Annotated in this window: 13 protein-coding genes; 2 read left to right on the top strand and 11 right to left on the bottom strand. The window is 32.2% G+C overall.

Annotated features, from left to right (window positions below; all coding sequences use genetic code 11):
* The first annotated feature begins 24 nt into the window (after positions 1-24).
* Positions 25-201 (top strand): SPJ_0845 family protein, encoded by a 177-nt coding sequence (locus tag FD36_RS06635; RefSeq protein WP_153198636.1) that lies wholly within the window; start codon positions 25-27, stop codon positions 199-201.
* A 36-nt stretch (positions 202-237) separates the two neighbouring features.
* On the opposite strand, the gene yihA is transcribed toward FD36_RS06635, so the two are convergent.
* The 7 genes from yihA to rpsO all read right to left on the bottom strand — a co-directional run bounded on the left by yihA (position 238) and on the right by rpsO (position 8196).
* A complete protein-coding gene (yihA, locus tag FD36_RS00460) occupies positions 238-825 on the bottom strand; it encodes a ribosome biogenesis GTP-binding protein YihA/YsxC (protein ID WP_056957509.1) in 588 nt (195 codons plus the stop codon).
* 21 nt (positions 826-846) lie between these two features.
* The gene (clpX, locus tag FD36_RS00465) at positions 847-2142 is read right to left on the bottom strand and encodes an ATP-dependent Clp protease ATP-binding subunit ClpX (RefSeq protein WP_056957510.1); all 1296 of its coding nucleotides are present in this window, start codon (positions 2140-2142) and stop codon (positions 847-849) included.
* Positions 2143-2290: 148 nt separating this feature from the next.
* Positions 2291-3598, bottom strand: a complete 1308-nt coding sequence (tig, locus tag FD36_RS00470) for a trigger factor (RefSeq protein WP_056957511.1) — start codon at positions 3596-3598, stop codon at positions 2291-2293.
* 151 nt (positions 3599-3749) lie between these two features.
* Positions 3750-4937: an elongation factor Tu gene (tuf, locus tag FD36_RS00475; RefSeq protein ID WP_014082224.1), complete on the bottom strand. Its 1188-nt coding sequence runs from the start codon at positions 4935-4937 to the stop codon at positions 3750-3752.
* A gap of 168 nt (positions 4938-5105) precedes the next feature.
* Entirely contained in the window at positions 5106-6008 is a 903-nt protein-coding gene (locus FD36_RS00480) for a hypothetical protein (protein ID WP_056957512.1), read from the bottom strand.
* 54 nt (positions 6009-6062) lie between these two features.
* Positions 6063-7769 (bottom strand): ribonuclease J, encoded by a 1707-nt coding sequence (locus tag FD36_RS00485; protein WP_056957513.1) that lies wholly within the window; start codon positions 7767-7769, stop codon positions 6063-6065.
* 157 nt (positions 7770-7926) lie between these two features.
* A complete protein-coding gene (gene rpsO, locus FD36_RS00490; protein ID WP_014082227.1) occupies positions 7927-8196 on the bottom strand; it encodes a 30S ribosomal protein S15 in 270 nt (89 codons plus the stop codon).
* Positions 8197-8414: 218 nt separating this feature from the next.
* On the opposite strand from rpsO, the gene rpsT reads away from it, so the two are divergent.
* Positions 8415-8675 (top strand): 30S ribosomal protein S20, encoded by a 261-nt coding sequence (rpsT, locus tag FD36_RS00495; RefSeq protein WP_056957514.1) that lies wholly within the window; start codon positions 8415-8417, stop codon positions 8673-8675.
* 15 nt (positions 8676-8690) lie between these two features.
* Here rpsT and holA read toward each other — a convergent pair whose 3' ends face one another.
* The 4 genes from holA to FD36_RS00515 all read right to left on the bottom strand — a co-directional run bounded on the left by holA (position 8691) and on the right by FD36_RS00515 (position 13183).
* Positions 8691-9719, bottom strand: a complete 1029-nt coding sequence (gene holA / locus FD36_RS00500; protein WP_056957515.1) for a DNA polymerase III subunit delta — start codon at positions 9717-9719, stop codon at positions 8691-8693.
* Positions 9706-11742, bottom strand: a complete 2037-nt coding sequence (locus FD36_RS00505) for a DNA internalization-related competence protein ComEC/Rec2 (protein WP_162255835.1) — start codon at positions 11740-11742, stop codon at positions 9706-9708. The genes holA and FD36_RS00505 overlap by 14 nt, the downstream gene beginning before the upstream one ends.
* A 221-nt stretch (positions 11743-11963) precedes the next feature.
* Positions 11964-12449 carry a ComE operon protein 2 gene (locus FD36_RS00510; protein ID WP_056957517.1) on the bottom strand — a complete coding sequence of 162 codons (486 nt, stop codon included), beginning with the start codon at positions 12447-12449 and terminating at the stop codon, positions 11964-11966.
* A gap of 50 nt (positions 12450-12499) precedes the next feature.
* A complete protein-coding gene (locus tag FD36_RS00515; RefSeq protein ID WP_056957518.1) occupies positions 12500-13183 on the bottom strand; it encodes a helix-hairpin-helix domain-containing protein in 684 nt (227 codons plus the stop codon).
* Between the last annotated feature and the right edge of the window lie 31 nt (positions 13184-13214).

The following is a 13214-nucleotide window of genomic DNA, read 5'->3' on the forward strand; positions in this document are numbered from 1 at the left end:
TGATGTAGCAAAGGAAGTGATGAAATGGGTTTACACATTAATAAACAAGCAGACTTAGACGCCATGTTAAATAAATTTGCCAAATTCAACCCTAAAAACAATTCAAATTCTAATCAAGTTGAAAGCGAAAAAGAAATTGAAGATAAACAAATTGAAGCTAAAGAAAGAAATAAATTTTTTAAGCGTGACCAATCTAAATAAACACAAAATCAGCTGTTAATTTAACAGCTGATTTTTTTACGCTTTAATTTTATTTTCAATCCAATTCCAAATCTGGTCTTTACCTACTTTAGTTTTAGCAGAAAACATCACTAATTCTTCATCGGGTTTTAATTGTAATTTATTACGTAAGATTGTTTCTTGGTGCTTAAATTTACTCTTAGGAATTTTATCAACTTTGGTTGCTACGTATAATACTGGAATATTATAGTATTCTAACCAATCTCGCATTTGTAAATCAAATTCAGTTGGTTCGTGACGACCATCGATTAAACTGATTACTCCTCGCAAAGTATCACGTTGAGTTAGATAAGTTTCAATCATGCTGGCCCATTTTTCACGTTCTGTTTTTGAAACTTTAGCATACCCATAACCAGGGACATCAACAAAGTATAACTTATGATTAACTTCATAAAAGTTCAAAGTTTGTGTTTTACCAGGTTGTCCTGAAGTATGTGCGTAATCACGCCGATTAATTAATACATTAGTTAATGATGATTTCCCCACATTAGACCTTCCCAAAAAACCAATCTCTGGATAACCAGTTTTGGGATATTGTTTTGGATCAACGGCACTCATGACTAAGTCTACATCGGTAACATTCATTGTGTTTTCTCCATTCGACTCTTATTTAGCACTTTTAACGTCTTTTTTTAAAATTAAACGTGGTTCTTCCTGCTTATTAACAGAAGCTTTAGTAATAATAACCTCAGCTACATCATCTCGACTAGGCAATGAAAACATTACATCTCTCATTACGCTTTCGATAATTGAACGTAAACCACGAGCACCAGTATTTCGTTTAATAGCCTGTTGTGCCATCGTTCGAAGAGCAGCTTTATCAAAGGTTAATTTAACCCCTTGAAGAGCTAGGAGCTTTTGATATTGCTTTACTAAAGCATTCTTAGGTTCAGTTAGAATTTTAACTAAATCTTCTTCATCAAGCTTATTTAAAGCAGTTAAGATTGGAAGACGACCAATAAATTCAGGAATCAATCCAAATTTCATTAAATCTTCCGGAATAACTTTTTGCATGATATCATCATCATTTGTAATTACAGTATGAACTGAATCAGTTCCAAACCCAATAGTTTTATTTCCTAAACGTTCACGAATAATATCTTGGATTCCTGGAAAAGCTCCACCTACAATAAAGAGGATGTTTTTTGTATCAATTTTAATGAATTCTTGTTGTGGATTTTTACGTCCACCCTTTGGCGGAACATTTGCAATAGTTCCTTCAAGGATTTTAAGAAGTGATTGTTGAACCCCTTCACCAGAAACATCACGGGTAATTGAAACATTCTCGCCTTTTTTGGCAATTTTATCAATTTCATCAATATAAATAATTCCATGTTCAGCACGTTCAACGTCGAAGTCAGCGTTTTGTAATAATTTTAAGAGAATATTTTCGACATCTTCGCCAACATATCCAGCCTCTGTCAAAGTTGTAGCATCTGCAATTGCAAATGGAACGTTAATAATTTTAGCCAACGTTTGGGCGATATAAGTTTTTCCTGAACCAGTTGGTCCAATCATTGCAATATTGCTTTTTTGAATTTCAGTTTCTGATTCAATAGTCTTATAGATATCTGAATCACCTTCAGTATCTTCTTGATCACGCTTTGCTAATTCTTTAATTCTCATGTAGTGGTTATATACAGCGACTGCTAATGTTTTTTTAGCCTCAGTTTGTCCAATTACATATTGATCTAAACGATCAACGATTTCTTTAGGAGTTAAAACATCAATTTCTTCATCTGCACTTTGGGATTTAATTTCAGTATCCATAATTTGTTCACATAAATCGATACACTCGTTACAAATGTAAACGCCAGGACCAGCAACAATTTTTTTTACTTGATCTTGGGATTTTCCGCAAAATGAGCATGTAACTGTTTTGTTTGTTTCATCATCAAACATATAAAAAATCTCCTCATTTTTATCTAAGTCATTTTTTCAACTCTCAAAACTATACCACAAAGATTTAATGTTGCAAAAGAGTTGGTTTGAAACAAAAAAGTCCGTAACGATAATCGTTAAACGGACTTTTATTTAAAGTAATTAAACTTTATTTTTCATTAGATGAAGAAGCATTCTTAGAAACTTGCTTTGCGTTGTCAACAACAACAGAAACAGCTTTTTGAATACCAATATCGTGTTTAAGCATATCATCAGATAATGCACCACGAACGGCTTCTTCTTTCATACCATATTGTTTAGCTAAGTCAGCAACTTCAGCATTTACATCATCTTCCGAAGGATTGATTTTTTCAGCTTTAACAATTGCTTCTAACACTAAACTAGTTTTAACACGTTTATCTGCCCCAGCAACGAATTGTTTCTTCAAATCATCTTTTGAAGTACCTGTCATCTTGAAGTACATATCAGCAGGAATACCTTGTTGTTGGATTCCAGCTAAGTATTGATCCATTTGACGTTCAACGTCTTCATCAAGCATAACTTGTGGAATGTCTTTTACAGTTGCATTATTAACAGCAGCATCGATAGCATCATTTTCGATTGTATCGTGAGCAGCTGCTTCTTTTTGTTCTTTTAATTCAGTCTTGATTTTTTCTTTTAATGCTTCAAGAGTATCAACGTCTTCGTCAACATCTTTAGCAAATTCATCATCAAGTTTTGGTAATTGTTTTTCTTTCACTTCGTGAATCTTAGTTTCGAAAAGTGCTTCTTTACCAGCAAGATCTTTTTGTGGATAATCAGCAGGGAAAGTAACCTTAACTTCAACATCATCGCCAGCTTTATGACCAACTAATTGATCTTCAAAACCAGGAATAAATGAACCTGAACCTAATTCAAGAGAGTAGTTGTTAGCTTTTCCACCTTCAAAGTGGTTACCGTCAACTGAACCATCAAAATCAATAATTACTGTATCACCATCTTTAGCAGGACGATCAACTAAAACAAGTTCAGCTTGTGATTGAAGCATTGAATCTAATTTAGCATCAATGTCTTTCTTGTATACGCGAGTGTTTTGTTTTGGAACTTCTACACCTTTATATTCACCTAATTTAACATCTGGTTTAACAGAAACATCAGCCTTAAGTACCCAAGGTTTACCTTTTTCCATTGATTCAACACTAATGTTAGGTTGACCAACTGGATCAATTCCTGCCTCAGCAACTGCTTCAGCGTAAACTTCTGGAAGCATGATGTTTAAAGCATCTTGGTACAATGCTTCTTCACCATACATTTGGTTAAATACTTGGCGTGAAACTTTACCTTTACGGAAGCCAGGTACTTTAATGTTTTTCTTGTTCTTATCAAAGGCTTTATCTAAACCTTCCTTGATTTTATCAAGGTCAATTTTAAAAGTTAATTCACCTTTATTTAATTCTTTTTTTGACCAATCAGCCATTTTAAATTCCTCCAACATGAAAAATAATAAAACTTTTTCAAGTAATTTATATACATCTATTATTCTAACTTATGCACAATAAAATGTAAACATATTCGAAGTAAACAAAAAAGACCAAAGACAAAGTCTTTGATCTTTTTATAGATACATATTAGTCGTCAATACTTGTAACAGTACCGGCACCAACAGTGTGTCCACCTTCACGAATAGTGAATTTAGTACCTTTTTCGATTGCAACTGGTTTAGTTAACTCAACGTGGAATGTTGTGTTATCACCAGGCATAACCATTTCAGTACCTTTATCTAATTCGATAACACCAGTAACATCAGTGGTATGGAAGTAGAATTGAGGACGGTAGTTTGAGAAGAAAGGAGTATGACGTCCACCTTCTTCTTTACTCATGATATATACTTCAGCAGAGAATTTTTCGTGAGTTTGAACTGAACCAGGTGCAGCAAGCACTTGTCCACGAACAACTTGTTCACGGTTAACACCACGAAGTAAGGCACCAATGTTATCACCGGCTTGACCTTCATCAAGAGTTTTTCTGAACATTTCAATACCAGTAACAGTAGTCTTCAATACGTCTTCAACAAGTCCAACGATTTCAACTTCGTCACCAAGTTTAATAACACCACGTTCGATACGACCTGATGCAACAGTACCACGACCAGTGATAGTAAATACATCTTCGATAGGCATCATGAAAGGTTTGCTTTCGTCACGTTCTGGAGTTGGGATGTATTCATCAACAGTATCCATCAACTTCATGATTTGTTCTTCGGCTTCTTTGTCACCGTTAAGGGCTTTAAGAGCTGAACCACGGATAACTGGTGTGTTGTCACCATCGTAACCGTATTCTGATAATAAATCACGAACTTCCATTTCAACTAAGTCGATAAGTTCTTCATCATCAACCATATCAGTCTTGTTAAGGAAAACAATGATGTAATCAACACCAACTTGTTTAGCTAACAAAATGTGTTCACGTGTTTGTGGCATAGGACCATCAGTTGCGGCAACAACTAAGATGGCACCATCCATTTGAGCAGCACCAGTGATCATGTTTTTAACATAATCGGCATGTCCAGGAGCATCGATATGAGCGTAGTGACGCTTTTCTGTTTCGTATTCGATGTGGGCAGTGTTGATAGTGATACCACGTTCTTTTTCTTCTGGAGCAGCATCGATATCAGCAAAATCTTCAGCCTTAGCTAAACCTCTGTCTGATAAAACTTTTGAAATTGCTGCAGTTAAAGTAGTCTTCCCGTGGTCAATATGGCCAATAGTACCAATATTAACGTGGGGTTTTGTTCTTTCGTAATGTTCTTTTGCCATTATGAAACCCTCCTATTATTTTCGTAAGACGTCCTTTGGAGAAACCCAAAGTATCTTTACTTGTAATTATACTACAATTACTCGAAAAATAAAGTGGTTATCTCAAAGAATTCACTAACATATTATATAGATTGAAACTAAATTTGTAAACACTAATCGCTAATTTAATTAGTTAACTAGTGTTTGCATGATCGAATCAATCAGACTCAACCATTTTAGCACATCTTTATCAGAAGTTGTTTTTGAAACATCTCCAAACATTTTCTGCATAATTACTTCAACCCACTTGTGGGGCTCAACAACCACTTGATCAATATATGGAAACAAAATTTGCATATCAACTTTAATAATTACTTGTAATTGAGCGGCTTTAATTGGATCTTGCTGTCCAATTGTTTCATTTACCTCTCTTTGAATTTCTTTAAAAGCATTAGTTTGTTCAACATCCGCAACTTCTTTTGGAATTATTTGATGTTTAGTATTATCAATCCAAATAAAATCCACCGGTTCGTCAAATTCCAGCCTCATTAAATTATTTAACAATTGCATTCGCCAAACCGGATTAACATCTGGATCAATCAAACTGATTTTACTTCCTGCTAAATATTGTTTTATTGGAAGTATTTCTGCATCCTTAATCACTTCTCTTTGACGATCTGCTGAAAAAGCTCCTAAATGCATAAATTCTCTTGCATTGCTTGCAATAGAATTTGGCTCCTTCATTTCATATTCTTTTTCACTTTGCTCAATTTCCTCTAATAAATTAATCTTATCTTCATTTTGCAAGCCAGTTGCAATAATTCTCAACTGGAGATAACGATGATTTTTTTCATAAATACGAGTTAGTAATTCAAAGTTTTGCTGCAAAAAAACATCAAAATTATCTTCTACAAATCGGTTTGCACCAACGTATTTCTGGTCCATAAATAACGTTTCACCAAGTAACAAAACTACTTGTTGATCATCTGTTTCATCATACAAATCTAACAAAATATCTGTAGCAGTATTAAAGTCATGGTTTTTAACTTCATCCTTGGCTTTTTTAAATTTTTCTAATTGTTTTTCATTCATTATGACTCCTCTTCATAATTAAAAAGAATTGAGCAAATGCTCAATCCTTTTTAATTAGTTTTTATTATTATTTTTAAATCGACGATGATGTTGATTAACTTCCATAATTACTGGAAGAATCACTGGACGACGATCAGTTTTCTTGTAAAGGAAAGAACTTAACTTTTCACGAACATCTTGTTTTAAATGACTCCAATCAAAATCTTTATTATCAAGATTATTTTGCACCGTTGTTTCAACTAAATCAGATGCTTCTTTTAAAAGAGCCCGATTTGATTGATCATAAACAAAACCACGTGAAGTAACTTTAGATCCTTCAACAATTTCTTTCTTTTTACGGTCAATAGTTACAACCGCAATAAAAACACCATCTTGAGAAAGCACATTTCGATCACGAAGGACAATATTTCCAATATCACCCACTCCAATTCCATCAATCATTGTATCAGAAGCAGAAACAGCTTGAGAAAGGAACATGTCGTCACCATCAAATTGAATTACATCGCCTTTGGCAGGAATAATAATGTGGTCGCTAGGAAAACCAGCATCAATTGCAGCTTCACGTTCAGCTGCTAACTGACGATACTCTCCTTGAACCGGAATTAAGAACTTAGGATTTATCAAACTAATCATCATTTGAATATCACTTCTACTTGCATCACTAGATAAATCAAGTTCTTCATCAATTGATGCCACTGTTCCATCGGCTTTATAAACCATATCTCTAGTTTTTGCCCAAGCATTATCCATTGCACGTAATGGTGACGTAGCCAACAATACTAAATCTCCTGGTTCAATTCTAAGTTTCTTATTACGTTGACTAGCCATTTTTTGAAGTGATAGCATCGCTTCACCTGGTTGTCCAACGTGAAGTATGATTGTTTGATCAGGTTTCAATTTATCTAATTCTTCAATTGATGGAACAAATATTTCTTGATCTGGAAGTTTTAATTTTCCATTTTCTATGGCAGTATCAATCATAAACTTAGATTTTTCATTAGCAACGTAAATCATTCGACCAGTTTTAGCTGCCGCATCAATAATTTCTTGAAGTCTTAAAATGTGACCTGATAAACAAGTAATAATTACTCGTTTATTTTGATAATCAAAATTATCAATTAAAAATTCTTCAACCTTCTTTTCATCAGCCGCCTTAGAGTTATCTTCAGCATTTCTAGCATCACAAAGTAAAGCTAAAACATTTTTATTTGAAACTTCAGAAATTGATGCATAATTAGTCCGATATTGTTCTGGAACGGTTTGATCAAACTTAAAGTCACCAGTGTAAACAACACTACCTTGTTCAGTTGAAATAACAATTCCAACTGCATCTGGGATTGAATGAGTAACTCCAAAGAAGCTAACCGTTCCATCATCAAAAGTTATTTCACTTTTATCATTAATAATATGAAAATCATCAAATTTTTTCGATTGACGATTTTTCTTAACTAATTTTTCCGCAATCTTAATTGAAAGTTCTGTACCAAACACTGGTACATTAAATTCACTAAGAAAATATGGTAATGAACCAATTGAATCAAGATGTCCGGAAGTTAAAAATACTCCAACAATCTTTTCTTTGTTATCCCGGAGATATGAAAAATCAGGGATTACATAGTCAATTCCTAACATATCATCTAAGGGGAACTTAGAACCACAATCAAGAATAAAAATACTACTTTCATTCACTTCAACAGCAAATAAGTCTTTGCCTTCTTCACGCACACCGCCCAGCGGTATGATTTTAATATTCTTTTTCATTATTTTTACACCTCAATATATTACAGTTACTGTTTTAATTATTATCAATTATGCACTCGTTCAAAATATAACATGTAACTTTAGTGTAACATATTTAAGTAAAAAATTGGTTAAAAAAAGGATGAGGCAAAATGCCTCATCCTTTTTAAAGTTAAGATTAACGACGTAATCCTAATTCTTTGATTAATTCACGGTAACTTTGAACATTTCTCTTACGTAAGTAAGTTAATAAGTTACGACGGTGACCAATTTTTTTCATAAGTCCGCGTTGTGAATGGAAATCCTTTTTGTGTTCTTTCATATGTTCGTTAATTTCGTTGATATCTGCTGTTAAAACTGCGATTTGTACCTCAGTTGAACCAGTATCTCCTTCATGTGTAGCGAACTTTTTGATAATTTCAGTTTTTCTTTCTCTAGTTAAAGCCATTATGCTTTACCACCTTTCAATAAAAATCCCTCAGTTCTGAGTATTACGTCAGTGACTCGTAAAACTAAGAACCAGTTACTTATTAAATATACAACATTCTAAACAAAATTTCAAACAAATCTTAGCTTGTATTGCAATTATAGCTGATATTTTGTATAATTAGGAATGTTAAAACTGTGAAGTTAGGATTAATTTCACTATGTGGAGGTGAAAAAAATATGCCAGTTATTAAATCAGCTATCGAACGTATGAAGACTAACGAAATCGCTCGCAAAAAGAACGCTTCTGAAAAGAATCGTATGAGAACTGCTGTTAAAGAATTTGAAAAAGCTAGTGCTCAAGGTGTCAGTGATCTTGATACTTTCTACCGTAAAGCAGTTGCTGCAATTGATCATTCAAAATCAAAAGGTCTTATTAAGACTAACAGTGCCAATCGTAAGAAGTCTCACTTAGCTAACATCATGAATAAATTATCATAATAAAAAAGAACTCACTTAGTATGAGTTCTTTTTTTGTCCTAATTCTATTGCAAACATTTCGAAAAGTAGTTCCGGATTATCGGTGCTACTTTTTAGTTTACATTCAATTTGAACCAAATGTAGGTAAGCGTCCTTTAAATAATTCAAAGAAAATCTTTGAGTTGATTGCATTGCTAATTTAACTCGATAAGGATGAATTTTTAAAGTTGTCGTCATCATGTTTTGACTATAACTATGTTGCATCAATATCTTAACCTGTAACAATAATCGAAAATGACTCTCTAAAATAGCATTAATTTGAATTGGCTCTTGTTTTTGTTCTAGTAATTGATGAAAAAAATGGATTGCTTGAGTCGTTTTACCAGTTACAATGTAATCTACTAGTGCAAAAACATTTTGATCTAATGACTTTGAAACTAACTTATCAATTACTTCAACTGTAATTTCTTTTGAATCTTTACAATAAATGAAAATTTTCTGTAATTCATTCATCATTTTGCTTAAATCACCTAATGTACGTGCATAAAATTCGTTCATTGCATCTGAATTAATCTGATAACCTTGCATTTTTACTTGGTTACGAACAAAATCAATTGTTTCACGTTCAGAAAAATCATTTAATGTAATCATTGAACTTTTAGACTTCAGTTTTTTAACAATTTTTTTTCGTCCATCTAATTTATCATAAGGAGCTAATATAATTAAAACAGTTTCAATCGATGGATTATCCAGATACTGTTCCAATTCTTCAATATTATGTTTAATCTTGCTTTTAGAATGACTACCACTTAAAAAATAGGCATTTTTAATTAAAACTAATCGTTTTTCTCCAAAAAATGGAATCGAGAGAGCATCATTAATTGCCACAGATAATGGGGTTTCTTCCATGTCAAAAGTAGCAAAATTCATAGTTTGCTCTTCTTCTGGAATAATCTTTTTAATTTGTTTCATTACTTCATTTTCCCAATAATCATTTTTCCCTGTGATTAAATAAACAGGTTCTTGATTTTTTGAAATCGTTTTTATTTTATCAATTAAGGTCATTTAAATCCCCCTTCCATTTTGTTGTAAAATAACTTTCAAATCTTGAATAACGATATGAAATCATTCCATCTTTTTGCGTGCTAATTAATTTCACTTGTTCTTTTTTCATTGTGTCTAACGTTTCTTGATTAGGATGTCCATAACGATTATTTCTTCCAGCTGAAATAATTCCAATTTTAGGTTTGATTGCTTGAATAAACTGGGGATCAGAGGCTGTTTTACTTCCGTGATGACCCAATTTTAAAATATCCGTTTTCAAATTAGGGTATTTACCTAAAATTTTTAATTCATCTAGTCGATCTAAATCCCCTGTGAATGTCCAATTCAAATTATTAATTTGACTATATAATACCATTGAATCTTCATTTTTTCCTAATCCAGCAATAAATGGATGAATAACTTTTAGCGGTGTTCCAAAAATTGTATCTCCATCCCTTACACTAACAAGTTTAAGATTATTAAATGGTTTAATTTTCTTCATAAAATGTTGGTTATGCTCCATACCAAATGGAATATAAACCCTATCAACCTTCATTAATTTCAAAAAAGAAGGTAAATCCCCAATATGATCGGCATCTTGATGACTTAAACAAATATTATCAATATGATTAATTCCAATGCTTTTTAAATATCTAATTGAAGTATTCGGTGCTAAATAAACATCTTTTTGTCCTTGTTTAACAAAAAAATTAGGTTTACCTCCGGTGTCAATTAAAGTAACTGATTTGTTAAATGGTTCTCTAAGCAAAATACTATCACCTTGACCAACATCAAAAAAGGTTACTTCACCACTAATAGGAAAATGAATAATACAATACATCCCTAAACTAGAACAAACAATCATAAATAAATATTTTATTTTGGCATTTTCCATGTATAGTAATCCACAAGCAATCATAAAAATCACAAAAATTATCCATGGCTTACCAAATGTAATCTTTCCTGGAAAAGATGATATTAAAGTTGTAAAGTGATCAAAACTCATTAAAAAATAATCAACTAAATTAACGCCAGGCAAATTAAATAAACTCAGACCAAATCCAACTAACACTAATGGAAAAATTACGACAGTAAAGAATGGAATAATCAATAAGTTTGCTAATAATGATAACGCATGCCATTCGTACATATAATAAATAACAATTGGAAAACTAACTAATTCTAATAAAATAGTTCTCTTTAAGTTTCCAACATTTCCTGTATAAATCAATGCTAAAGACAACCCATAGGAAAGTTGACAGCCAAATTCCAATAAAAGCATGGGATTAATTAATAAGTTAATCATCAAAGCTACGGACCAAATGTCTAGTCTAGTAAAATAAAGTTTAAATTTACCAGCTATTAAGCGTTCCTCGATCATTAAGATTGCACGAATTAATCCCACAGCTGAGCCAGCAATTATAGAGTAAAATGGCAATCCAATAATCATTGCCCATTGAACGCGTTCTCGTTTGATATACGACAATGACGTTAGCATTAAAATTAAATCAATCAAAAAATAAACATGCATTCCTGAAATACTAAACAAGTGAATTAATCCAAGTTGCTGAACACCATCCATCTCTTCTTTAAAATCGGTATTTTTATAACCCAACACCAAACTTTGAACATATAATTTCAAGTACTTGGGTAATCTATCAGATAATTCTAGTCCACAAAATCTAAATTGATGAACATTATCAGTTAATGAAGAATTGGTAATTTCAGTTTTACTTTTAAGAGTAGTTATTTTTATTTGACCATAAATTCCTTGCTGACCATAGAACTTTTTTGAATCAAACTGATTAACATTTGGAGCAATTTCTAAAACGGTTAAATCTCCAACTACCTCTAGTTGTGTTTTCTGTTTGATTTTTCTAATTAAATCATTTTCTGCCTGCGTCTTCATTGTTCCAAAACACAAAACAGATTGTTTTGCTTCAGGTAAATAAGCTAAAACACGAAACTGATTATCATGTATATGTAATTCATCAGGTAAAATATCTATTTTCATTGTTTTAGAAGATTTACTTAAATTTTCCATTATTGTTTGTTTTTGCATTTCAGATCGATAATACATACAAAAAAACAATAATGGAATTAATGTTAATAAAATATTTTTCCAAAAAAATTCTTTGATTTTCAAACAATAAATTCTACATAAAACTAATCCAATTCCAATGATTCCATATAAAATTTGATTTGCAAAAATTAATGATATACATCCCCACAGCAAAGCACTAAATACATAAAAATTCTTTTTAATTATTTATCGAAGGATAAGTATTCACTAAATGGTAAATTATAAACTTGTTCTCTTTCAATTTGAACCTTTTCAACTTTAACGTGTTCCTTTTTTAACAGTGCTTCGGCATATTTACTATTATGATATTCTCGAAGATACTTGATTGTCTTAATCCCAGCTTGCAACAACATTTTTGTACATTGTAAACATGGAAAATCTGTAACGTAAATTTCAGCATCATCAGTCGATTCACCAAATTTTGCACATTGCAAAATTGCATTCATTTCGGCATGAATGGTTCTTTGACAATGTCCATCGACCATATAACAGACTTCATCAATACAATGAACATCACCAGAAACCGACCCATTGTACCCACAAGCAATTACTCGTTTATTGCGAACGAGGACTGACCCGACTGATAAACGCTCACAGGTACTTCTACTAGCCACTAAAATTGCTTGCAACATAAAATATTGGTCCCAAGGAATTCTTTTCTTCTTCATAATTATGCTCCTTCACAATTCGTTAATTACTATAATTATAGCAAATCTAATCAAACTGATACGGATGGCTTTAAATTAGCTACAGTTCTTTCCCCAAATCCTGGCACATTTTTTAAATCATCAACCGACTTGAAAGGACCATTTTGTTTTCGATAATCGATTATTTTTTCGGCCTTTTTTTGTCCAATGCCATTAAGTGTTTGAATTTTAGTAGAATCCGCTTCATTTAAATTAACTTTATCTCCACTAGATTTTGAATCTAATCCGGCATTATCATCGTTATTACTTGATTCAGTACTTCCAAGGTTAGTAACAGGTGTCCCTATAACTTCTCCTTGAATTGGAATATAAAGTATTTCCTGATCGGTTACTTTTTTTGCTAAATTTACATGATTACGATCTGCATAATTATTAAACCCTCCTGCCATTTTTATTAAATCAGTTCCACGCATATTAGTAGATGCTTGATAAACACCTGGATTAATCACAGCTCCTTTTACATCGACAAAAATTTGTTCATGTTGATTTGATTTTACGGCATGCTGATTGATTTCCTTACTACCATTAGATTTTGATTGAACCTGAGTAGTTTGCTCTGATGTAGCAGTTGCTTCAGTATTTTTATTAATAAAACAGTAGGCAACCGTCAATACAATACAAATCAACAAACCAAAAATTATTTGAAATTTATATTCCTCGATTGCTTCTTTAACTTTTCCAATATACTTATCCATCTTTCTCCCCTTTCTTATTATATATACGGAA

It is taken from the genome of Fructilactobacillus sanfranciscensis DSM 20451, assembly GCF_001436035.1.
Classification (GTDB): domain Bacteria; phylum Bacillota; class Bacilli; order Lactobacillales; family Lactobacillaceae; genus Fructilactobacillus; species Fructilactobacillus sanfranciscensis.